Source organism: Pseudorhodoferax soli, from assembly GCF_003337555.1.
Classification (GTDB): domain Bacteria; phylum Pseudomonadota; class Gammaproteobacteria; order Burkholderiales; family Burkholderiaceae_C; genus Pseudorhodoferax; species Pseudorhodoferax soli.
The window spans coordinates 209,837-230,761 of the sequence record NZ_QPJK01000006.1 but is presented as its reverse complement, the minus strand read 5'-3'; the positions used below and the strand labels follow the sequence as shown (position 1 = coordinate 230,761).

At 72.2% G+C, this 20,925-nt stretch carries 21 protein-coding genes; 12 read left to right on the top strand and 9 right to left on the bottom strand.

The window, feature by feature from the left end:
- Positions 1-3 precede the first annotated feature (3 nt).
- Together DES41_RS21595 and DES41_RS21590 are read right to left on the bottom strand one after the other, a co-directional pair.
- Positions 4-645, bottom strand: a complete 642-nt coding sequence (locus tag DES41_RS21595; protein WP_114469733.1) for a DUF938 domain-containing protein — start codon at positions 643-645, stop codon at positions 4-6.
- Positions 642-1,643 carry a zinc-dependent alcohol dehydrogenase gene (locus DES41_RS21590; protein ID WP_114469732.1) on the bottom strand — a complete coding sequence of 334 codons (1,002 nt, stop codon included), beginning with the start codon at positions 1,641-1,643 and terminating at the stop codon, positions 642-644. Before DES41_RS21590 ends, DES41_RS21595 begins: the two co-directional genes overlap by 4 nt.
- Positions 1,644-1,673: 30 nt before the next feature.
- Between DES41_RS21590 and DES41_RS21585 the strand changes: the two genes are divergently transcribed.
- The 5 genes from DES41_RS21585 (at position 1,674) to DES41_RS21565 (ending at position 7,681) form a co-directional block, all read left to right on the top strand.
- On the top strand, positions 1,674-2,441 hold the full coding sequence (locus tag DES41_RS21585; protein ID WP_211333040.1) for a CDP-alcohol phosphatidyltransferase family protein: 768 nt from the start codon (positions 1,674-1,676) through the stop codon (positions 2,439-2,441).
- Positions 2,442-2,630: 189 nt separating this feature from the next.
- Positions 2,631-4,646 (top strand): hypothetical protein, encoded by a 2,016-nt coding sequence (locus tag DES41_RS21580; RefSeq protein ID WP_114469731.1) that lies wholly within the window; start codon positions 2,631-2,633, stop codon positions 4,644-4,646.
- A 55-nt stretch (positions 4,647-4,701) separates the two neighbouring features.
- Positions 4,702-5,307, top strand: a complete 606-nt coding sequence (locus tag DES41_RS21575; protein WP_114469730.1) for a YceI family protein — start codon at positions 4,702-4,704, stop codon at positions 5,305-5,307.
- Positions 5,304-6,995: an alkaline phosphatase family protein gene (locus DES41_RS21570; protein ID WP_114469729.1), complete on the top strand. Its 1,692-nt coding sequence runs from the start codon at positions 5,304-5,306 to the stop codon at positions 6,993-6,995. Before DES41_RS21575 ends, DES41_RS21570 begins: the two co-directional genes overlap by 4 nt.
- A complete protein-coding gene (locus DES41_RS21565) occupies positions 6,944-7,681 on the top strand; it encodes a DUF502 domain-containing protein (RefSeq protein WP_114469728.1) in 738 nt (245 codons plus the stop codon). Before DES41_RS21570 ends, DES41_RS21565 begins: the two co-directional genes overlap by 52 nt.
- Positions 7,682-7,714: 33 nt before the next feature.
- Here DES41_RS21565 and DES41_RS21560 read toward each other — a convergent pair whose 3' ends face one another.
- From DES41_RS21560 to DES41_RS21550, 3 genes are all read right to left on the bottom strand, one after another.
- On the bottom strand, positions 7,715-8,812 hold the full coding sequence (locus DES41_RS21560) for a DUF3616 domain-containing protein (RefSeq protein WP_114469727.1): 1,098 nt from the start codon (positions 8,810-8,812) through the stop codon (positions 7,715-7,717).
- Positions 8,813-8,891: 79 nt separating this feature from the next.
- On the bottom strand, positions 8,892-9,683 hold the full coding sequence (gene map, locus DES41_RS21555; protein ID WP_114469726.1) for a type I methionyl aminopeptidase: 792 nt from the start codon (positions 9,681-9,683) through the stop codon (positions 8,892-8,894).
- Positions 9,683-9,967, bottom strand: a complete 285-nt coding sequence (locus DES41_RS21550; RefSeq protein ID WP_114469725.1) for a ParD-like family protein — start codon at positions 9,965-9,967, stop codon at positions 9,683-9,685. Before DES41_RS21550 ends, map begins: the two co-directional genes overlap by 1 nt.
- 162 nt (positions 9,968-10,129) lie before the next feature.
- Here DES41_RS21550 and DES41_RS21545 point away from each other — a divergent pair, with 162 nt between their 5' ends.
- A complete protein-coding gene (locus DES41_RS21545) occupies positions 10,130-10,972 on the top strand; it encodes a dienelactone hydrolase family protein (RefSeq protein ID WP_114469724.1) in 843 nt (280 codons plus the stop codon).
- Positions 10,973-11,006: 34 nt separating this feature from the next.
- Here DES41_RS21545 and DES41_RS21540 read toward each other — a convergent pair whose 3' ends face one another.
- Positions 11,007-11,780: a sulfite exporter TauE/SafE family protein gene (locus DES41_RS21540; protein ID WP_114469723.1), complete on the bottom strand. Its 774-nt coding sequence runs from the start codon at positions 11,778-11,780 to the stop codon at positions 11,007-11,009.
- Between the two features lie 107 nt (positions 11,781-11,887).
- Here DES41_RS21540 and DES41_RS21535 point away from each other — a divergent pair, with 107 nt between their 5' ends.
- Positions 11,888-12,826: a LysR family transcriptional regulator gene (locus DES41_RS21535; RefSeq protein ID WP_114469722.1), complete on the top strand. Its 939-nt coding sequence runs from the start codon at positions 11,888-11,890 to the stop codon at positions 12,824-12,826.
- On the opposite strand, the gene DES41_RS21530 is transcribed toward DES41_RS21535, so the two are convergent.
- Both DES41_RS21530 and DES41_RS21525 read right to left on the bottom strand, forming a co-directional pair.
- Positions 12,786-13,757 (bottom strand): Bug family tripartite tricarboxylate transporter substrate binding protein, encoded by a 972-nt coding sequence (locus DES41_RS21530; protein WP_170168250.1) that lies wholly within the window; start codon positions 13,755-13,757, stop codon positions 12,786-12,788. The genes DES41_RS21535 and DES41_RS21530 overlap by 41 nt on opposite strands.
- A gap of 14 nt (positions 13,758-13,771) precedes the next feature.
- A complete protein-coding gene (locus DES41_RS21525; RefSeq protein ID WP_245965813.1) occupies positions 13,772-14,737 on the bottom strand; it encodes a Bug family tripartite tricarboxylate transporter substrate binding protein in 966 nt (321 codons plus the stop codon).
- Positions 14,738-14,835: 98 nt separating this feature from the next.
- Here DES41_RS21525 and DES41_RS21520 point away from each other — a divergent pair, with 98 nt between their 5' ends.
- From DES41_RS21520 to DES41_RS21500, 5 genes are read left to right on the top strand one after another with little or no spacing between them, the layout of a single operon-like run.
- Complete coding sequence (locus DES41_RS21520) at positions 14,836-15,915, top strand: acyl-CoA dehydrogenase family protein (protein WP_114469719.1); 1,080 nt, start codon at positions 14,836-14,838, stop codon at positions 15,913-15,915.
- A gap of 2 nt (positions 15,916-15,917) precedes the next feature.
- The gene (locus tag DES41_RS21515) at positions 15,918-17,105 is read left to right on the top strand and encodes an acyl-CoA dehydrogenase family protein (protein ID WP_114469718.1); all 1,188 of its coding nucleotides are present in this window, start codon (positions 15,918-15,920) and stop codon (positions 17,103-17,105) included.
- Positions 17,106-17,113: 8 nt separating this feature from the next.
- On the top strand, positions 17,114-18,319 hold the full coding sequence (locus DES41_RS21510; protein ID WP_114470008.1) for a CaiB/BaiF CoA transferase family protein: 1,206 nt from the start codon (positions 17,114-17,116) through the stop codon (positions 18,317-18,319).
- 1 nt (position 18,320) lies between these two features.
- The gene (locus DES41_RS21505) at positions 18,321-19,157 is read left to right on the top strand and encodes an IclR family transcriptional regulator (RefSeq protein ID WP_114469717.1); all 837 of its coding nucleotides are present in this window, start codon (positions 18,321-18,323) and stop codon (positions 19,155-19,157) included.
- 26 nt (positions 19,158-19,183) lie between these two features.
- Complete coding sequence (locus DES41_RS21500) at positions 19,184-19,981, top strand: enoyl-CoA hydratase/isomerase family protein (protein ID WP_114469716.1); 798 nt, start codon at positions 19,184-19,186, stop codon at positions 19,979-19,981.
- Here DES41_RS21500 and DES41_RS21495 read toward each other — a convergent pair.
- Complete coding sequence (locus tag DES41_RS21495) at positions 19,968-20,876, bottom strand: EamA family transporter (RefSeq protein ID WP_114469715.1); 909 nt, start codon at positions 20,874-20,876, stop codon at positions 19,968-19,970. The two genes, DES41_RS21500 and DES41_RS21495, sit on opposite strands and share 14 nt — an antisense overlap.
- Positions 20,877-20,925: the final 49 nt, after the last annotated feature.

The window sequence follows — 20,925 nt, the reverse complement described above, 5'->3', positions numbered from 1 at the left end:
GGTTCAGGCGTGTTGGAAGACGAGGAGCAGGTTGTTGGCGGGCATGGCGTGGCGCTCGGCGAGCCGCAGGCCGGCCGCCTCGGCCTCGGCCGTCACGTCGGCCAGCGCGCGCAGGCCCCAGGCCGGGTTGCGCTGGCGCAGGTCGGCATCGAAGGCCTGGTTGCCGGGCGCGGTCGGCACGTCGGCTTCGACATACGGGCCGTAGGTCACCAGCCGGCCATCGGCCGCCAGGCAGCGCGCCGCACCCTGCATGAGGCCGGCGCAGGCGGCCCAGGGTGCGATGTGCAGCATGTTGGCGCACAGCACGAGATCGAAGCTGCCGGCCTCGAAGGCCGGGCCGTCGTCGGGCCAGCGTGGCGCCGTCGCATCCAGCAGCACCGGACCATGCACCTTGGCCGCGCCCTCCTGCGCGCACCAGGCGTCGATGGAGGCGAAGGCCTCGTCCGTGCGGTCGCTGGGCTGCCAGATCCAGCCCGGCATGCGCGCCGCGAAGAAGGCCACATGCTGGCCCGTGCCGCTGGCGACCTCCAGCGCATTGCCGTCGGGCGGCAGCAAGGCCAGCAGCCGCTCGAGGATGGGTTCGCGGTTGCGTTCACTGGCCGGGCTGCGCTGGGCGAGGTGCTGCAGGGTGGATGCGATGGTCATGGTGGATAGTCGATGCGTTGGCAAAGGGTCTGCGCCGCGCCGTCCGAGAGGCGCTGCAGCACGGTGGGCAGGGTGTCGAACGGCGCATGGTCGGTGACGAGCGCATCGAGCACGGGGTCGCGCAGCAGGTCCAGCGCCAGCGCCATGCGCCGGCCGTGGCTCCAGCGGCTGCGCTGCGCCGTGGCGATGTGGCCGACCTGGGAGCTGCGCAGGCTCAGGCGCTGCGCATGGAAGGCCTCGCCGAGCGGCAATGCCACGGCACGCCGGCCGTACCAGCTCAGCTCCAGCACCTGGGCCTCGAAGCCGGCCAGGCCCAGCGCCGTGACCAGGCCCTGCGGCTGGCCGCTGGCGTGGACCACCAGATCGGCTGCAGGCCGCGCGGCCGCCGGCAGCGCGAAGGCCAGGCCCAGCCGCGCCGCCACGGCCGCGCGTTCGGGCTGCACATCGACGAGCTCGACCGCGCAGCCCGGCATGCGCGCGGCCAGCCAGGCCACCAGCAGGCCCACCACGCCGCCGCCGACCACGGCGATGCGATCGCCCAGGCGCGGCGCGGCATCCCACAGCGCGTTGACGGCGGTCTCCATGTTGGCGGCCAGCACCGCGCGGGCGGGCGGCAGGCCCTCGGGCAGTGCCTGCACCGCCGTGACCGGCACCTGGTAGCGCGTCTGGTGCGGGTGCAGGCAGAACACCTGGCGGCCCAGCCACTCGACGGGGCCTTCCTCGACCACGCCGACGCTGGCATAGCCGTACTTCACGGGGCCGGGGAAATCGCCCTCCTGGAACGGCGCGCGCATGCGCTGGTGTTCGCTCTCGGGCACCTCGCCGCGGAACACCAGCAGCTCGGTGCCGCGGCTCACGGCGCTGTGCAGCGCGCGCACCTGCAGGCTGCCGTCGGGCAGCGCAGGCAGCGTGCCGCTGCGCAGCGCGGCGCGACCGGGCGCTTCCGTCCAGCAGGCGCTGTAACCCTTGGACACCTTTGGTGAATGCGTTGCTGGCATGCTTGGTCGGGCATCTTATCGAGGAGTTCCGTGCCCCACGCCCATGCCCTTGCCGCCCCCGACCGTGCCGCCCTGCAGCGCGACACAGCGCTCGCGCTGGGCTGCGCCATGCTGGCGCTGCTGGCCGCAGCACTGGCCGCGCGCCTGCTGGCCGGTTTCGGCGGCTGGTACCTCGCCAAGGCACTGGTGCTGTTCGGCCTGGGCGCGGCCTGCGTCTGGCAGGGCCTGGCAGACCACGCGCCGCACCGGCGCTTCGGCATGGCCAATGCCATCACGCTGGCGCGGCTGGCGCTGGCCGCCCTGCTGGCCGCGGCGGTGGGCGAGCCGGTGGCAGCCCGCCCCCCGCTGGCCTGGGCGGCGGTGGTGCTGGCGACGCTGACGGCCGTGCTCGACGCCGTCGACGGCCCCTTGGCGCGCGCCCGCGGGCAGGCCAGCGCCTTCGGTGCCCGCTTCGACATGGAGACCGACGCGCTGCTGATCCTCGTGCTCAGCGCGCTCGTGCTGGAGTTCGGCAAGGCCGGTGCCTGGGTGCTGGCCGCGGGCGGCATGCGCTATGCCTTCGTGCTGGCTGCGCGCCTGTGGCCCTGGCTGGACGCGCCGCTGCCACCGAGCTGGCGGCGCAAGACGGTCTGCGTGGTGCAGATCGTGGCGCTGATCGTGTCCCTGGGGCCGGTCGTTCCGCCAGCCTGGTCCAGCGCCAGCGCTGCCGCCAGTCTGGCGCTGCTGGCCTGGTCGTTCGCCGTCGACATCGTGTGGCTGGCACATGCGCGCCGGCGCCCCACGGAGGTCCGCCCCTGACCAGGCGGCGCGCACGTTGCCAGTTCGACGCGGACCGAGGCAGCGCTTGACCCGGCGCGCTGGAAGGAGATACTCCCGCGGGGCCGCATGGCACCGCCCATGCCCGCGGGTGGACCGCACCCGACACCCGTCGGCACACGCCACTCCACCCGTGTTGCCCTGTCACTCCCATCCGGAGGCTTGCACGCCATGGCCCATGCAGCGAAATCCGAGGTCGGTCAGGAACACCGAGGCGCCGACAGCGCGCGCCGTGCGCGGCCGGGACCGGCCACGGCCCATGGCGCCCGCGCCGCCGCCGTCGCGCAGGCCATGCTGGCGGGCAGCCCCGCCACCGCGGCACAGCGCCAACTGGCCGAGGCAATCCACGGCAGCCCGGCAATGGTGGCCCAGCGCCGGTTGCTCGGTGGCCTGTTCCCCGCCGCGACACAACGCCGCAGCATGCGCCCGGCGGTGCAGAAGCAGGCCAGCATGGCCGTCAACGCCGAGGCAAGGCTGGAACACGAAGCAGACGTGATGGGCGCCCGCGCCCTGCAGCTGGCACGCGACGGCCACGCCGCGCCTACGGTGCCGCCCACGCAGGCAGCCGAGCCTGCCGCCGGCCCCGTGCTCCAGGGCTACTTCCGCGTCGACCATGCCCAGCAGGCCGCCGCCAATGTGCAGATCGCGTCGACCCTGCCAGCGATGGAGCAGCATGCGGGCACCAATTCGTACCGCGATTTCGCCGGCAACCTGAACCTCGTCGACGACAACCCGGCGCTGGGCCCGGGGCCGACGGCCGATCTGCGCATCTCCGACGACGGCCGCCTGGCCATCGAGGACGTGGACCTCACGGGACGCCAGCCCCGCGTGTTCTTCGCCGACGCCGCCCTCGTGGTGCACGCCAACGAGCAGCTGCGGGCACGCGGCGGCGCCGACAAGCTCGCGATCAACCCGGCCAACACCGTGCGGGTGCCGGATGCCGCCAACATGGCGGCCGCGCACCAACTCGTCGAAGTGGTGCCCGCGAACTTTCAGACGGACATGAACTGCGACGCGGTGGCCCTGGGGCTGACGGGTGCGAGCGACTCGACGACCGACGTCAAGCTCGGTGTGGGCGCGCCCGCGAACGCCCCCAGCGGCGCGCGCACCGACGGCGTGTATGACCAGCTTGCACACCATGTCGCGCGCGGCACTCCCTCGACGACGGCCATTCTGAACGCCCATGCCAGGGACGTCGGCAACGTCATGGGTGCGCTGCACGTGCCACTGCCTGACCCCAACAACATCAACAACCAGGTCGCCCACGAGCGCGCCCATCCCGGCGGTCTCGCCGCCACCATGGAAGGCCGCGAACAGGCACTCGGCATCAACGCATACGCCGATCCCGACATCGGCGACATGTACGGCAGCATGTCCCTGGGGGCGCTGCGCGACCTCGGCGGCCTCGGCGTGCGTCAGTTCGACGAAGCCACCAACCAGTACATGCGCGCCAGCCAGGAAAGCTGGGGCACGCACTTCGGTGGTGTCGTCATGAAGAGCGGCGGCGACCATGTGACGCTGGAGAACTACAACCGCAAGGTGGAAGATGCGGGGGTCGTCGGAGCCGCCGGGGACGCTGCGCCCCGAGACCGCTGGTACTTCCAGATGTATGGCAGCAAGCGTGCCGCCGCAATGGCCGTGGACCCGGCCCTGGTGCCGCACATGCGGGCCGGCGACGCCGGCGCCGGCGTCGACCAGTCGTGGCACCACGCGTGGTCGTCGGCGCCCCGGCCCGTGATCAACGCCGTCACGGCCGTGATCGGCAAGCTGGAACATCCGCTGAACGCGGCGGTGACGGCAGCGCTCGCGCACTCGGGTGTCGCTGGCCACAACGAGATCACCCGCGCCCACGAGGTCGACATCCGGATCAACTGCACGCCGGACCGGCAGAACCAGCTCACGGCGCACTTCAAGAGCGCCAACCGGCGCCGGCTTGACGCCATCGGGGATCTTTCGGGGCTGCGCAGCACGCAGGCGGCCGCAGCCCGCGAGCTGGCCGGGCACGCTGCCATCCTGCGTGTGTTCGCGACGACGAACGGCGACGCCGACGCCAAATTCCTGGCGGCCACGGCGGCCCGCAACCAGCTTGCCAACAACGGCGCGGGCTCGGCCAACAACCACACACCGGCCAACCTGGTCGCCGCCCTCGCCGGCTACGGCATCAATGCCTTGCCTGCGGGCGTCTAGACACCATCGACATCGCCTGCCTGGCGCGCGCGCCGGCACCCACGGAGTTCCACCCATGACCGCATCCCGCTCCAGCCTGCGCCGTGCCCTGTGTTCCAGCCTGTGCGCCGGCCTGCTCTTCACGGCCTTGCCTGCATTCGCGCAGAGCGCGCGCTACGAGATCGACCCCGACCACCTGACGCTGGCCTTCCTCGTCGAGCACATCGGCTACGCCAAGGTGCTGGGCCAGTTCCGCAAGGCCAGTGGCAGCTACAGCTTCGACGAGGCCAGCGGCCAGCTCGGCGCGGTGCGCATCGAGGTGGAGACCGACAGCGCAACCACCCAGCACAACGGCCGCGACCGGCATGTGCGCGGCGCCGACTTCTTGAACGCATCGACCTTCCCGCGCATGGTCTTCACCGCGACCGGCGGCAAGCGCACGGGCGAGCGCCAGTACGAGATCGCCGGCGAGCTCGAGCTGCTGGGCCGCAAGCAGCCGCTGACCCTCACCGCGACCTGGAACAAGAGCGCGCCCTCGCCCATCACCAAGGTCCACACCATGGGCGTCTCGGCGCGCGGCAGCCTCAAGCGCAGCGCCTTCGGCATGGACTACGGCGTGGCCAACGGCTGGGTCGGCGACGAGGTGCAGCTGCTGATCGAGTTCGAGGCCATCCGCCGGTGAACGGCAGCCGACCGCTGCTGCAGCTGGCCGTCCCGCTGCTGCTGGTCAACGCGCTGCTGACGCTGGTCAACCCCGGCCCCACACCCTGGCCGCAGCCGACGGCGCGCATCGCGCCCGAACTCTGCGCGGCCCTGCTGCTGGCCGCGGCCTGGGCCGGCTGGGGTGGCGGCGTACCGCAGTGGCTGGTGCGCACGCTGGCCCTCGCCTGCACCGTGCTGGCGGTGGTGCGGCTGGCCGAGGTCAGTTCGGCCGCGCTGTACGGCCGCACGCTGCACATCTACTGGGATGGCCGCCACCTGGGCCAGGCGCTGGCCGACCAGGGTGTCGCGCGCTGGCAGGTGGTGCTGGGCGCAGGCGCGCTCGCGCTGGCCGGCTGGCTGCTGTACCGGCTGTTGCTGGCGAACTGGCGCATGCTGGGCAGCGCGCTCACCGTCCGGCCGCTGCGCCACGCGGCGCTGGGCGCCAGCGCGATGCTGCTGGCCGTGTTCGCCGCGCACGGCGTGCACGGGCTGGACCGGTACCGCTGGTTCGCCGGCAGCATCACGCCCGTGCTGGCCCGCCAGCTCGCACTGACGGCGCTGCTGCTGCCGCGCGATGCAGCGGCCCAACGCCTGACACCCAGCCCGGCCTTCGACAGCGACCTGGCGGGCCTGCAGGGCGCGGACGTGCTGCTGCTGTTCTCCGAGTCCTACGGCGTCAGCACGCTGGACCGGCCGGCGCAGGACGCCGCACTCGCCGCTCCGCGCGCCGCGCTGGCCCAGGCCATCGCCGCGAGTGGCCGCTGGGCCGTCTCGGCACGCGTGCGCTCGCCCACCTTCGCCGGTGGCTCCTGGCTGGCCCATGGCGCCTTGCTCAGCGGCGTGGACACGCGCGACCCGCTGGACTACGAACTGCTGCTCAGCAGCCAGCGCCGCACGCTGGTGCAGCACTTCGGCACGCACGGCTGGCGCACCGTGGGCTGGATGCCGGGGCTGCAGCGCGACTGGCCCGAGGGCCGCTTCTTCGGCTTCGACCGCATCGCCGACGCACGCAGCATGGGCTACGCCGGCCCGCTGTTCGGCCCCGCACGGCTGCCGGACCAGGCCGCCATGGCGCTGCTGCACGCGCAGGAGCTGGCCGGGCCGCAACCGCGCGCGCCGCGCTTCGTCGTCTTTCCCACGCTGGACAGCCATGCGCCGTTCCGCCCGCTCGCACCCTTCGTGGCCGACTGGGCGCAGCTCGCAGGCCCGGCCCCCTACACCGCGCAGCAGCACGCCGTGGCGCTGGACGAGCCGGTCTCGCTGCGCACGCCCGTGCCGGCCTACGTGCAGTCCATCGCCGGCACATGGACCTGGCTCGGCGACTACCTGCAGCGGATGGCGCCGCCGGGCCTGGTGACCATCGTGCTGGGCGACCACCAGGCCTTCTCCGGCGTCAGCGGCGACCAGGCGCCATGGGACGTGCCCGTGCACGTGATCGCGCACGACCCGCTGCTGCGCCAGCGCCTGCTGGATGCCGGCTTCGACGCGGGCCTGGCGCCACGCGGCCCCGTGCTGGCCGACATGCACGGGCTGACACCGCTGTTGCTGCGGGCATTCGCCGGCCGCCCCCTGGCTTTACCATCGCCCGCCCCCACCCTACCCGTCGCCATACCACCATGCTCGCCCGCCTGCAGGCCCAGTCCAAACACCTCGCCCGTCCCTTCCTGACCGGGTTGCTGGCCGTCCTGCCGCTGGCCGCCACGCTGACGCTGCTGGGCTGGTTCTGGCAGCTGCTGGCGGCTTGGTTCGGCCCGTCCAGCCTGTTCGGCTCGGTGCTGGTGGCGATCGGCTTTTCCGTCACGCGCTCCGAATCCATCGGCTACGCGCTGGGCCTGCTGCTGCTGTGCGCTGCCATCTACGTGCTGGGCGTGCTGGTGCAGGCCGGTCTGCAGCGCGGGCTGCAGCGCATCGTCGACCGGCTCATGAAGCGCATTCCGCTGGTGCGCAACATCTACGACGTGGTCAAGCGCATGGTCGACCTGTTCTCGCGCAAGAGCGGCGACGGCCTGGGCTCCATGAGCCCGGTCTGGCTGCACTTCGGTGGCCGCCCGGATCCCGAGGCACAGCCGGCCGACGGCCAGAAAATCGCCGTGCTGGCGCTGCTCTGCACGCCCGAGCCCGTCGTCATGGACGGCGGCCGCCGCTACCTGGGCGTGCTCGTGCCGACGGCGCCGGTGCCGGTGGGCGGTGGCCTGCTCTACGTGCCCGAGGACTGGGTGAGCCGCGCCGACGTGGGCATCGAGGGGCTGACCAGCATCTACGTGTCCATGGGGCTCACGACCAACCAGTACATGAACGCGCGGGCGGCGACGCCGCCGGCGGCCCCGGCAACGTCGGCGGCTCCGCCGGCCTGATCCGGCACAGGGGCAGCGGCGCCCCGCAGTGCTTCAGCGCGGGATGTCGAACACCAGCGGCGCGCCATCGCACATGCCGTCCGACAGCACCAGCACGCGGTAGGCCGTCGCCGTTTCCTGGAGCAGCGCCAACGCCTCGGGCTTGGTCTCCTTGTCGCAGGCGCCGCGGTGGACGCGGCGCAGGTCCAGCGTGGCCAGCGTGCGGCTCTCGGCGGGCAGGCCGGCCTGCCGCCTGTCGTTCCACAGCACGATGGCCCAGCCAGCATCGCCGCTGTCCACCTGGTCGTCCGGGCCGGTCAGCAGCAGCATGCCGCCCTCGGCGACCGCCATGTCGCGCAGTCCCCGGCGTTCACCCACGGGCACACGGATGACCCTCAGCGCCGCATCGCCCGTGCCGAACAGCGCCTCGGCATCGACGCTGGCGATGAAGGCGTGGCCGGCTTGCGTCGGCCCGCGCAGGCCGACATGCAGGCGTCCGCCGCGCACGGCCAACGCTTCGATGTCCAGCGCCCCCGTGCCCAGGCAGCGACCGCGGTCCAGGCTGCTGCGCAGCTGCGCGTCGCCTTTGATCAGATCCAGCAGGCGCGTCGTCTGCTGGTAGCCGGCGGGCACCTCGCTGCCTGCGGCGCCCCCCAGCGCCAGGCCGCTGGCCGGGTCGCGGCGGAACCGCAGCACATGCCGGCTGGCAGGATTCGGCCGGCAATCGCTGCGCTTCACGGCGTGCGAACCGGTGACGTAGAAGTAGCGCCCATCGGTGGCGGCGCCTTCCGCGTCGAGCTCCTTGCCCGGCACCGCGAAGCGCACGCCACTGCCCAATGGCTTCAGCTTGCCGTGCCCGAGTTCGGCGAAGCGGGCCTCCATGCCTTCATCGAACACCACGAGGCACACCGGCACCCGCGCCGCACCGGGCGCGCAGGCGATGCCGCTGACGGAGCGGCGCGTGCTCTTCTCCTTGTCGGCGAACTGGAAGCCCGCGCCGCTGCGCCATGCCTTGCCGGCTGGGGCGATGCTCGGCGGCGGTGCCGCAGGCTGCGCATGGGCCAGGCCGCCACACAGCGCCAGCAGGGCGAAGGCGGCCAGCGTGCGCGGCAGGCCGCGGGATCGGCGGACAGGGGCGGAGAGCTTGGGCATCGCGCGATGCTACGTGCCGGCCTGCCGAGCGTGCGTTATGGCATGCCAGGCCTACTTCGCGTGCCGCGCGGGCAGCGTGTCAGACCGGCGCGTAAGTGCCGGTGCCGCCGGGCCAGGGGGTCAGCACCTCGTAGCCCTCGGGCGTCACGGCCACCATGTGTTCCCACTGGGCAGACAGAGAACGGTCCTTGGTCACCACTGTCCAGCCGTCCGCCAGCTCCCGGGTCTCGCGCCTGCCGGCGTTGAGCATCGGCTCGATGGTGAACACCATGCCGGGCTCCAGCCGCAGCCCCTGCCCGGGCTGCCCGTAGTGCAGCACCTGCAGATCCTCGTGGTAGACCTGCCCGATGCCATGCCCGCAGTACTCGCGCACCACGCTGAAATGCGCACGCTGCGCGACCGACTGGATGGCGTGCCCCACATCGCCCAGCGTCGCGCCAGGCCTGACCTGGCGGATGCCGGCCAGCATGGCTTCGTAGGTGGTCTCCACCAGGCGCCGCGCCGCCACGCTCGGCGTGCCGACGAAGAACATGCGGCTGGTGTCGCCGAACCAGCCGTCCTTGATGACGGCCACATCGATGTTGACGATGTCGCCCTTCTTCAGGATCTTGTCCTCCGACGGAATGCCGTGGCACACGACCTGGTTGACCGACGTGAGGATGGTCTTGGGATACCCCTGGTAACCCACGTTGGCCGGAATGGCGCCCTGCACGTTGACGATGTGCTCGTGGCAGATGCGGTCGAGCGCCGCCGTGCTCACCCCGGGCACGACGTGCGGCTCGACCATCGCGAGCACCTCGGCGGCCAGATGGCCCGCCCGCCGCGCCATCGCGATCTGCTCGGCAGACTTGATGGGCGTGCCGCGCTGCATCAGTGCTTGCGCGCCGCAGCGGCGCGCGGTTTGCCGCCGGCCACAGCGCCAGGGCCTGCCGCCGTCGCCGGGCCCGCGATGGCCGCGAGGATGTCCAGCCCGCCTGCCAGCTCGCTCTGGATCAGCAGCTGGCAGATCTCCCGGTGGTCCAGCCCGGGGTGCAGCTCGGCCAGCATGCCGACGCGCATCCAATGCTCGGCCTGGGCATTGATCGACCTGCTGAGCGCGTTGCCCGCCACACGCAGGTTCTCGTGCATCAGGTCTGAAATCTTGACGATGCCCATCGCATGACCTCTATATGAAACATACACGAAGTATATATATTCCACGTGCTCCAAGGCGTGGGCTTCGGGGATCGTGGCTACCGGAACAATGCCCTTTGTTGCTGCTGGCCCGGTTCATCGCATAAGCTGCCGTGCCTTTTTGTTCAATGGAATGGACCCACCATGTGCGATCTGAATGACCAGGAAGAACTCCACAAGTACACCCGCCGCGACTTCGGCGCGTGGGCCGCGTCCGCCGGCTTGCTGACCGCGCTGCCCATGGTGGCCAACGCCGCGGCCGTGGCCGAGCGCGAAGTCAGCATCGCCACGCCGGACGGCAGCTGCGACGCCTACTTCGTCGCCCCGACCTCGGGCGCCGCGCCGGGCGTGCTGGTGTGGCCCGACGTGTTCGGCCTGCGCCCCGCCTTCCGGCAGATGGGCAAGCGCCTGGCGGAGTCGGGCTACAGCGTGCTGGTGGTCAACCCCTTCTACCGGCAGAAGAAGGCGCCCACCGCGCCGCAGGGCGGCCAGACGCCGATCGCCGAAGTGATGCCGCTGATGCAGGCCCTGACGCCGGCCATGCACCTCGCCGACGGCAAGGCCTTCGTCGCCTGGCTCGACGCCCAGGCCGAAGTGGACAAGCAGCGCAAGATCGGCACCACCGGCTATTGCATGGGCGGGCCGATCGCGGTGCGCACGGCCACCGTGGCGCCGGGCCGCGTGGGCGCGGTCGGCAGCTTCCACGGCGCCGCCATGGTGACCGCGGCGCCCGACAGCCCGCACCGCCTGGTGGCGCAGACGCAGGCGCACTACCTGATCGCGGTGGCCGAGAACGACGACGCCAAGGACCCCGAAGCCAAGGCCACGCTGCGCGCAGCGCTGGACAGCGCCAAGCTGCCGGCCGAGGTGGAGGTGTACGCCGCGGCGCACGGCTGGTGCCCGCCCGACACCCGTGTCTACGACGCCGCCCAGTCCGAGCGCGCCTGGACACGCCTGCTGGCGACCTTCGGCAAGGCCCTGGCCTGATCCCTGCTGCCTGGCGCGGCCTGGCGCCACGCGCTCAGCCGCGCAGCAGCTCGCGCACCACCATGTGCGCGCCCAACGCCAGCGTTCCGAGGAAGAAGCAACGCCGGAACACCGCTGGTGAAAGCCGGCGCCGCAGGGCCGCGCCCAGCGCCATGCCGGCCAGCGCCGGCACCAGCATGGCCAGCGACAGCCCCCAAGACATGTCCGCCGCGCCACTGCCGAACTGCAGGCCCGCGGCCAGCGCCAGCGTGGACACCGTGAACGAGACGCCCATGGCCTGGATCAGGTCGTCGCTGCTCCAGCGCAGCGCCTGCAGGTAGGGCACGGCAGGCAGCACGAAGACGCCGGTGGCAGCGGTCACCAGGCCGGTCGCGCCGCCCACCAGCGGCCCCGCCAGCGCCTCGACCGAAGGCGCGACGCTCAGGCGCCGGCCCGACAGGCCCCACAGCGCGTAGACGACCAGCGCCCCGCCCAGCGCTGCCGGCGCCCAGGCCGCGCCCAGTGCGCCGAAGGCCCAGGCGCCCCCCAGCGTGCCGGCCGCCACGCCGGCCTGCATGGGCCACAGCCGGCGCAGCATGGCCGCGAGCCGGCCCCAGGGCTGCATCTGCCAGAGGTTGGTGACGAGCGAGGGCACGATCAGCAGCGCCGCGGCCTCGGCCGGCGACATCCACAGCGCCAGCAGGCCCAGCGCCACCGTCGGCAGGCCCATGCCCACCACACCCTTGACCAGGCCGGCGAGCAGGAACACGCCGGCCACGAGCGCGGGCAGGACGAAGGGCGATTGGGCGAGGGTGTGCGACAGGGCCATGGGCACGATTCTGCGCAGCGCAGGCGCAGGCCACCAGCCGGCATGCGCGCAGCCCGGCTCAGGCAATGCCTGAGGCTGCCGGGCCGCGCGCATGCTAGCGTGCGGGCATGCGCTTCGACCTCACCGACCTGCGCCTGTTCGCCCACGTGCACACGGCCGGCTCCATCACGGGCGGCGCCGCGCTGAGCCACATGACGCTGGCCTCGGCCAGCGAGCGCATCCGCGCCATGGAAGATTCGCTCGGCGTGCCGCTGCTCGTGCGCGTGCCGCGCGGCGTGCAGCCCACGCCGGCCGGCCACAGCCTTCTGCTGCACGCGCGCCAGTTGCTGCTGCAGATCGAGCGGCTGCAGGCCGACATGGGCAGCTACGGCGCAGGCCTGCAGGGCCAGGTGCGGCTGCTGTGCAACACCTCGGCCATGGCCGAGCACCTGCCCCGCGTGCTGAGCGGCTTCCTGGCGGCGCATGCCGGCATCTCGGTGGATCTGGAGGAGCGGCCCAGCGAGGAGATCGCCGACGCGCTGCGCCTGGGCCTGTGCGACATCGGCCTCGCCTCGGACGCGGCCGATCTGGCGGGCCTCTCAGTGCATCCGCTGTGGCCCGACCCACTGGTGCTCGTGGTGCCGCGCGGCCATGCCTGGGCGGGCCGCGCCGGTGTGACGCTGGCCGAGGTGGCGGACACGCCGATGGTCGGCCTGGCCGAGCACAGTGCCTTCCACGCCCACCTGGCCCGGCATGCCCGCCGCATCGGCCGGCGCCTGGACTACCGCGTGCGGCTGCGCAGCTTCGAATCGGTCTGCCGGCTGGTCGGCCAGGGCATCGGCCTGGGCATCGTCCCGGGCGCGGTGGCAGCGCGCTGCGCCCGCAGCACCGGCGTGCAGCGCGTGCCGCTGGCCGAGGACTGGGCCGCGCGCCAGCTGGTGCTGTGCCTGCGCGCGGACGAGCCGCTCGCGCCGGCCGCCCAGCTGTTCGTGCAGCACCTGCTGGCCGGCGCGGCCCCCGGCGTGGTCAGCGTGGCGCCATCCCGGCGGCTTCGGCGACCTTCCTGAAGCGCTCGTACTCGCGGCGCTGGAAGTCGCCCAGCGCACCCAGCGCCATCATCATGGGCGTGCCCGGCCGGTTGGCATTGCGCGCCTGGATGGCGGGCGCCACCAGGGCGGTGCCCACGGCGTCGGCCAGCTTCTTCGCGATGTCCGGCGGCGTGCCGGCGCGCACGAACAGCGAAGACCACACATAGGTCTCGAACTCCGGATAGCCCTGCTCGATCATGGTGGGCATGTCGGGCATCTGGCGCTCGCGTTCGGCGCCGCCGGTGGCCACGCCGCGCAGCTTGCCGGTGCGCACCAGCTCCATGGCGCTGGTGGGGTCGCTGATGGCGAAGTCGAGCCGGCCGCCGACCAGGTCCACCAGCATGGGCGAGGGACCCTTGTACGGCACATGCACCACCGGCACCTGCTCCAGCGTGCCGATCCAGGCGGCCAGCAGCTGGTAGCCCTCGGAGTAGTTGCCGATGGACAACGATCGCCCCTCCTTCTTCGCGCGCAGCAGCATCTGCCGCAGCGGCATCTGGCCCGAGGCCAGCGGCGCAGAGATCACGGGCGCGCTGTTGAGCAGGCCGTGGATGGGCTGCAAATCCTTGAACGCGTCGTAGGGCAGATCCTTGCGCATGACCGGGTTCACGGCCGCGAGCGAGTTGGTCGCCACCAGCATGGTGTAGCCGTCGGGCGGCGCGGCCAGCAGCGTGTTGATGGCCACCAGGCCGCTGGCGCCGGGCTTGTTCTCAGCCACCACGGGCACGCCGAGCAGCTTTTGCAGTTCGTCCGCATAGGCGCGCGAACTCTCGTCGGTGCCGCCGCCCGGCGAGAACGGCAGGAGCATGCGGATCGGGCGTTCCGGAAAGCCGGCCGCGCGCACCTGCAGCGCGGTAAGACCGGAGCCAAGGGCGATGGCCTGGGCCATGCGCCGGCGCGTGAAGTCCATGGCGGTGTTCCTTGTCATTGCGGCCGCACGCCGGCGGCGTCGGCGATCTTGCGAAACCGCTCGATCTCCGCGAGGTGGAAGGCGCGCATCTTCGCGGGCCCGTAGGCCATCAGCTCGGCGCCGCTCTTGCGCACGAAATCGCGCGCGCCGGGCGCGTTCAGGGCGGTCTGCAGCGCGTCGGCCAGCCGCGCGGTCACGTCGTCGGGAGTTTGCATGTGCACGTAGAACGAGACCCAGCTGTACTGCACGTATTCGTCGAAGCCGCGTTCGCGCACCGTCGGCACGTTGGGCAGGTCGCCATTGCGCGCCTCGCCGGTCACGGCCAGCGCGCGCACCTTGCCGCCCTTGATCAGCGGCATCGCGCCGCCCAGGTCGACCAGCGCGAAGTCGAGCTGGTTGCCGATCACGTCCGTCATGATCGGCGCCTGGCCCTTGTAGGGCACGTTGGTGAACCTGGCGCCGGACACACTGGACAGCCACGACGCCGCGAGTTCGTAGCCGGCCGAATAGGTGCCGACGTTGAGCGGGCGCTGGCGGCCCGCGGCCAGCAGCGCATCGATGTCGGCGAACGCCGAGTCGTTGGACACCACCACCACGTTCATGCCGCGCGTGAGGCCCGAGACCGGCTTGTAGTCCTTCACCGAGTCGTAACCCAGCTCCTTGATCACCAGCGGGTTCACCGCCATCGGCGAATTGCTGGCCAGCAGCACGGTGTAGCCATCGGCCGGGGCGTTCTTGACCGCCTGCAAGGCAATGATGCCGTTGGCGCCCGGCTTGTTCTCCACGATGACCGGCTGGCCCAGCAGCGCGCCGATCTGCTCGCCGAAGTAGCGCGAGGAGTTGTCCGAACCGCTGCCTGCCGTGAACGGCACCACGATCCGGATGGGCCGGTTGGGATAGCCGGGCGCCTGCGCTGCGGCCAGGCCGGCCACCAGCCCCAGCAGGCCGGCGGCGCAGACCTGTCTTCTCGTTGATGTCACCTTGTCTCCTTCGTCGTTGGAATCTGCCGCGTTAATAATACATCCATGGTTTAATAAAAACACACTCATGTTTTGTTTGCCATAAGGAGACCGTACCGATGCTTGATTTCGCGACGGACGAAGCGCTGGAACAGGTGCTGGAGACGGCCCGCCGCTTTGCGCAGGGGCAACTCGCCCCGCAGCAGCGGGCTTTCGAGGCGGCGGGCGGCGTGCCTGCGGCGCTGGCGGCCGAGGCCGCCGCCATCGGCTTCGACACCATCGATTGGCCCGACGACTGCGGCGGTGCCGCCATGGGGACGCTGGCCCGCGTGCGCATGCTCGAAGCGCTGGCAGGGGGCTGCCCGGCCGCCACGCTGGCGCTGCAACCCATGGGCAGCGTCGCCCATGCGCTGCTGGCGTTCGGCGGCCCGCAGCTGCTGCGCGAACAGGCCGAGCGCCTGGCCCGCGCGCCGGGCGGGCGCGCCTGCCTGGTGTTCGACCACCGCGGCGCGCTGCAGCGCAGCGGCGACACCGTGAGCGGTACCCTGGCCTGGCTGCCCAGTGCCCGCGTCGACCTGCTGGCCGTGCTGACGCGCGATGGCCTGCTGCTCGTCGACCAGGGCCTGGCCGCAACGCCGGTTCCCGGCAGCGGCTTGCGCGGCGCGGGTGCCACCGCGTTGCGGCTGCAGCGGGCGCCGGTCCACGCGCAATGGACCGACCACGCCGCCGCCGCGCAGTCACTGGCCCAGGCGCGGCTGCACGTGGCGGCCCTGGTGGTCGGCCAGATGCATGCGGCGGCCGAGTACGCGCGCCACTACGCGCTGGAGCGCGTGGCCTTCGGCCGTCCCATTGCGCACCACCAGGCGCTGGCCTTCCTGATCGCCGACATGCACATCGCCGTCGATGCTGCGCGCCAGCTGGCCTACGAGGCCGCATGGCGCATCGACGCCGACGCGCGGGACACGGCCGCTGCCGCCACCGCCTTCATCGAGGCGGCCGAATCCGCGCTGTTCATCGGCGCCAACGCGGTGCAGATCCTGGGCGGCGCCGGCTTCATGCGCGACGTGCCGGTGGAAAAGCACCTGCGCGAACTGCGCGCCCTGGGCCTGCTGCTGGGCGGTGCCGACGCGGCGCGCGACGACGCCGTGGCCGAGGGCGAACTGCCCCCCTTCCTCAAGACCGCCGCCCTGGAACACTGACCATGGATTTCTCCATCACCGCCGACCAGGCCGCCCAGATCGAACGCCTGCGCGTCCTCGGCCGCGAACACATGCGGCCCGCCGGCTGGCGCGCCGACCGCGCCGGCGCACCGCTGCCGCCCGACGACGCCTTCTTCACGCGCATGCTGGCCGAGGGCTTCGGCCGCACGCGCTGGCGCCCGCATGGCAGCGCCGCCAGCGCGGCCGCGGCGCCGAACAAGGCCGCGTCCGCCGTCACCCAGGTGCTGCTGGCCGAGGAAGGCGCCTACTGGGACCGCGGCATCGGCGTGGCGTTGCCGGGGCCGGGCCTGGGCGAGCCGGCCATCCTGTCGATGGGCACGCCCGAACAGCAACAGCGCTTCCTCGCGCCCTTCGTCGATCCCGCCAAGCCGATCTGGGGCGCCTTCGCGATGACCGAACCCTCGGGCGGCTCGGACGTGGCCAACATCAAGACGCGGGCCCGCCGCGACGGCGACGACTGGGTCCTCGACGGCGCCAAGTCGTTCTCGGGCAACTCGGGACGCGCCCAATGGATCGTGGTGTTCGCCACCATCGATCCGGCGCTGGGCCGCGCCGGCCACCGCGCCTTCGTGGTCGAGCGCGGCACGCCGGGCCTCACCGATTTCCGCATCGAAAAGAAGATGGGACTGAAGGCGTACGAGTCCACCTCGTTCTTCCTGACCGGCTGCCGCGTGCCGCATGCCAACCTGCTCGGTGGCGAGGCGTACTACCAGCAGCGCTCGGGCGGCTTCAAGGGCGCGATGAACACCTTCAATGCGGGCCGGCCGGCGATTGCGGGCATGGCGGTGGGCATCGGCCGCGCCGCGCTCGACGAAGCCGTGCAAGTGATGCAGGCCCAGGGCCTGTGGTCCGACCAGCGGCTGCGCGACCGGCTGGAGCGCCACCGCCGCAAGCTCAAGGGCGCGCTGCTGCTGGCGCTCAAGGCCGCGTGGCTGGCCGACCAGCGCCAGCCCAACATGCTCGAAGCCTCGGCCGCCAAGGCCATGGCGCCACCCGCCGCGTTCGACGCGACTGCGTTCGCGATGGAGGTGCTGGGCCTGGCCGGCGGTGCCGGCGAGCACCTGATCGAGAAGCTGTTCCGCGACGTCAAGGCGCTGGACATCGTCGAAGGCACGGGCCAGATCCAGCGCGTGGTGATGAGCCGCCACCTGGTCGGCCTTCCGAATTGATCGCCGTGATGACCACCCATCCCTCTTCTCCCACCGGCCCGCTGCAGGGCGTCCGCGTGCTCGACCTCACGGCCGTCGTGCTCGGCCCGCTGGCCACGCAGACCCTGGCCGACTACGGCGCCGACGTCATCAAGGTCGAGCCGCCCGAGGGCGACATGATGCGGGCCAACGGCATCTCGCAGCACCCGGGCATGAGCTCGATCTTCCTGGCCGTCAACCGCAACAAGCGCTCCATCGCGCTGGACCTCAAGACGCCGGAAGGCCTGGCCGCGCTGCAGGCGCTGATCCCCACCGCCGACGTGCTGGTGCACAACATGCGCGTGGCTGCCATCGAGCGGCTGGCGCTGGGCTATGCGGCCGTGGCGGCGCTGAACCCGGGCATCGTCTACTGCGCGGCCGTCGGCTTCGGCCAGGACGGGCCGCACCGCGACAAGCCGGCCTTCGACGACATCATCCAGGCCGGCTGCGGCCTGGCCAGCCTGGGCGCGGGCGGCGGCGACACGCCCGCCTACACCGCCAGCCTGATCGCCGACAAGACGACCGGCCTGGTGGTGGCCAACGCCGTGATGGCCGCGCTGCTGCACAGGAGCCGCGGCGGCCCCGGCCAGTACGTGGAGGTGCCGATGCTGGAGACCATGGCCGCCTTCGTGCTGGCCGAGCACATGGGCGGGCTGACCTTCCGCGGCTCGGACGTGAAGGCCGGCTATCCGCGGCTGCTGGAGGGCGGCCGCCAGCCTTCGCGCACCGCCGACGGCTGGATCAGCATGCTGCCCTACACCGAGCGCCACTGGGCCGCCTTCTTCATGGAGGTGGACCGGCCCGACCTGGCGGAGAAGTACGCCATCCGCGACCGGCACGAGCGCAACGCCCAGGTGCGCGCGCTCTATGCGCAGCTGCGCGCGTTGACGCCGCTGCGCAGCACGGCCGACTGGATGGCCTTGTGTGAACGGCTGGACATCCCGGCCACGCCGATCTACACGCTGGACGAACTGCCCGAGCACCCGCAGCTCGAAGCCGTGGGCCTGTTCGAGGACGCCGAGCACCCCACCGAGGGCCCGGTCCGCCAGCTGCGGCCGACCACGCGCTTTTCCGCCACGCCCACGCGCGTGTACCGCCAGGCACCGACCATCGGCCAGCACACGGCCGAGGTGCTGCACGAAGCGGGCCTGGCGCCCGAGGCCATCGCGGCGCTGGGCCGCACGGCGCTGCGCTAGCATGGCCGCCGTTTGGCTGGACGACCGTGTCGAGATGCCGACAGTGGACAACAACGGGGTGGGCATGGAGCAATCGGTCATCAAGACGGCGGGACGTGTGTTCGAGGTGCTGGAGTACCTGCGCGAGGTGCGCCGGCCCGTGACGGTGCGCGAGATCTCCGAGAAGCTCGCCTACCCGCTGTCCAGTGCCCAGGTACTGCTCAAGAGCATCGCCACGCTGGGCTACCTGCGCTACGACTCGGCCCTGCGCGCCTACCTGGCGACGCCGCGGCTGGCCTCCATCGGGGACTGGGTCATGGACACCCTGTTCCAGGGCGGCCAGGTGCTGGACGCGCTGGCCGACATCGCCCGCAAGACCGGCTTCACGGCCATCCTGGGCGTGGAGAACGACATCTACGCGCAGTACGTCCATGTGTTCCTGGGCGGGCGCGCCGTGCAGTTCAACGTGCAGCCCGGCACGCGCCGGCTGCTGTGCATGTCGGGCATGGGCTGGGCCCTGCTGGCCGCCGGCAGCGACGAGCATGTGGCACGCGCGGTGCACCGCAGCAACCTGCGGCTGCAGGCCGGCGGCCAGGCCGTGGACGCCGACTTCGTGGCGGCCCGCATCCAGGAGGTGCGCCGCCAGGGCTACGCCTTCTCCAAGGGCGTGGTGACCGAGGGCATCGGCATCGTCGCGGTGGCAGGGCCCGCCGGCTCGGCCGGCGCCAGCTACGCCGTCGGCGTGGGCGGGCTGTTCACCCAGCTCGAACGCGCCGTCGACGAGGTGGTGCCGCAGCTGCGCGCCCTGCTCGCCGCGCCTGCGCCCTCCCCTGCCGCTGCGCTCGCGCCCGACGCCTGACAAGGATTTCCAAGGAGACAAGACCCATGAGCACCCTGCCCAACCTGCCCAACCTGCCCGACATCGGCGTGCACCTGCAAGGCCACGTGGCCGTCGTCGAGCTGCGCCGCCCGCCGCACAACTTCTTCGACGCGGCCCTGATCAGCGGCCTGGCCGACATCTTCGAGGCGCTGGACGCCGAGCCCGCCTGCCGCGCCATCGTGCTGGCCGCCCAGGGCACGGCCTTCTGCGCCGGTGCCAACTTCGCCCGCAACGACGATGCGGCCGTGCACCGCAGCCCGCGCGCCGTGAACCCGCTCTACCACGAGGCGCTGCGCCTGTTCGCCTGCGCCAAGCCGGTGGTGGCGGCCGTGCACGGTGCGGCCATTGGCGGTGGGCTGGGCGTGGCGCTGGTGGCCGACTTCCGCGTGGCCTGCGCCGAGGCGCGCTTCTCCGCCAACTTCAACCGGCTCGGCTTCCACCCCGGCTTCGGCCTGTCGGTCACGCTGCCGCGCCTGGTCGGCCCGCAGCGCGCTGCGCTGCTGTTCTACACGGGCCGGCGCGTCGGCGGCGAGGAGGCGCTGGCCATGGGGCTGGTCGACCTGCTGGTGCCGCAGGACCAGGTGCGTGCCGAGGCACTGCGGCTGGCCGGGGAGATCGCCACCTCGGCCCCGCTCGCCGTCATCTCCACGCGCAGGACGCTGCGCGCCGGCCTGGTCGAGGCGATCCGCCAGGCCGTGGCGACCGAAAGCGCCGAGCAGAACCGCCAGTTCGGCACCGAGGACTTCAAGGAAGGCGTGGCAGCGATGGCAGCGCGGCGCACGCCGGTGTTCACGGGGCGCTAGCCGCCGCCAGGGCCGCCCGCCTGGCGCTGGCAGGCCTGGCCGTGGCGGCACTGCCCATCGAGGCCGCCATGATCAGCGCGATCGCCAGCCACTGCGCCGCACTGAGCCGTTCGCCGAGCAGGCCCAGCGCCAGCACGGCGGCCACGGCGGGCTCCATGCTGATCATGATGCCGAAGGCCTGTTTGGGCAGCCGCTGCAGCGCCAGCATCTCCAGCGAGATCGGCACCGCGCTGGACAGGATGGCCACGCCGAGGCCGATGCCCAGCACCGGCAGCGAGAGCAGCGCCGTGCCCGCATGCGCCACGCCCACCGGCAGCACCACCAGCGCGGCCACGGCCAGGCCGAGGGAGACGGACAGGCCCGCCGGCACATGGCCCACGCGCTTGCCGAACACGATGTAGGTGGCCCAGCACACCGCCGCCAGCAGCGCGAAGCCCACGCCCGTCGGGTCGAGCGTGCCGACGTTGGACCCGAGGGGCAGCAGCAATGCCAGCCCGGCCACGGCCAGCAGCACCCAGATGAAATCCACCGGCCGGCGCGAGCCGTAGAGCGCCACCGCCAGCGGACCCGAGAACTCGATGGCCACGGCCACACCGAAGGGCAGCGTGCGCAGCGACATGTAGAAGGCCAGGTTCATGACGCCGAGCGCCACGCCGTAGCAGGCGATCACGCGCAGGTCGGCGCGGCTGGGCAGGCGCCGCCAGGGCCGCCACAACAAAAGCAGCACCACGGCCGACAGCCCGACGCGCACGGCCGTCGTGCCCTGTGCGCCCACCAGCGGGAACAGGGCGGTCTTGGCCCAGGAGGTGCCGATGCCCAGGAAGCCGACGGCGCCGAGGATGGCCAGGAAGGGAAACCAGAGGGAAGAACCGGCAAGTGGGCGATGCGACGACATGGAAGAGAATGTATTGCGCCAAGCCGCTGGTTTTGGCTTGGTTTTCCGC

Excerpts from the sequence above, each read along its gene's own strand:
- DES41_RS21540 (WP_114469723.1), bottom strand. The coding sequence starts at position 11,780 with ATGGCCCTGTCGCACACCCTCGCCCAATCGCCCTTCGTCCTGCCCGCG.
- DES41_RS21575 (WP_114469730.1), top strand. The coding sequence starts at position 4,702 with ATGACCGCATCCCGCTCCAGCCTGCGCCGTGCCCTGTGTTCCAGCCTG.
- DES41_RS21565 (WP_114469728.1), top strand. The coding sequence starts at position 6,944 with ATGCTCGCCCGCCTGCAGGCCCAGTCCAAACACCTCGCCCGTCCCTTC.
- DES41_RS21545 (WP_114469724.1), top strand. The coding sequence starts at position 10,130 with ATGTGCGATCTGAATGACCAGGAAGAACTCCACAAGTACACCCGCCGC.
- DES41_RS21530 (WP_170168250.1), bottom strand. The coding sequence starts at position 13,757 with ATGGACTTCACGCGCCGGCGCATGGCCCAGGCCATCGCCCTTGGCTCC.
- DES41_RS21580 (WP_114469731.1), top strand. The coding sequence starts at position 2,631 with ATGGCCCATGCAGCGAAATCCGAGGTCGGTCAGGAACACCGAGGCGCC.
- DES41_RS21550 (WP_114469725.1), bottom strand. The coding sequence starts at position 9,967 with ATGGGCATCGTCAAGATTTCAGACCTGATGCACGAGAACCTGCGTGTG.
- DES41_RS21505 (WP_114469717.1), top strand. The coding sequence starts at position 18,321 with ATGGCCGCCGTTTGGCTGGACGACCGTGTCGAGATGCCGACAGTGGAC.
- DES41_RS21520 (WP_114469719.1), top strand. The coding sequence starts at position 14,836 with ATGCTTGATTTCGCGACGGACGAAGCGCTGGAACAGGTGCTGGAGACG.
- DES41_RS21590 (WP_114469732.1), bottom strand. The coding sequence starts at position 1,643 with ATGCCAGCAACGCATTCACCAAAGGTGTCCAAGGGTTACAGCGCCTGC.
- DES41_RS21560 (WP_114469727.1), bottom strand. The coding sequence starts at position 8,812 with ATGCCCAAGCTCTCCGCCCCTGTCCGCCGATCCCGCGGCCTGCCGCGC.
- DES41_RS21495 (WP_114469715.1), bottom strand. The coding sequence starts at position 20,876 with ATGTCGTCGCATCGCCCACTTGCCGGTTCTTCCCTCTGGTTTCCCTTC.
- DES41_RS21500 (WP_114469716.1), top strand. The coding sequence starts at position 19,184 with ATGAGCACCCTGCCCAACCTGCCCAACCTGCCCGACATCGGCGTGCAC.
- DES41_RS21595 (WP_114469733.1), bottom strand. The coding sequence starts at position 645 with ATGACCATCGCATCCACCCTGCAGCACCTCGCCCAGCGCAGCCCGGCC.
- DES41_RS21510 (WP_114470008.1), top strand. The coding sequence starts at position 17,114 with ATGACCACCCATCCCTCTTCTCCCACCGGCCCGCTGCAGGGCGTCCGC.
- DES41_RS21515 (WP_114469718.1), top strand. The coding sequence starts at position 15,918 with ATGGATTTCTCCATCACCGCCGACCAGGCCGCCCAGATCGAACGCCTG.
- map (WP_114469726.1), bottom strand. The coding sequence starts at position 9,683 with ATGCAGCGCGGCACGCCCATCAAGTCTGCCGAGCAGATCGCGATGGCG.
- DES41_RS21535 (WP_114469722.1), top strand. The coding sequence starts at position 11,888 with ATGCGCTTCGACCTCACCGACCTGCGCCTGTTCGCCCACGTGCACACG.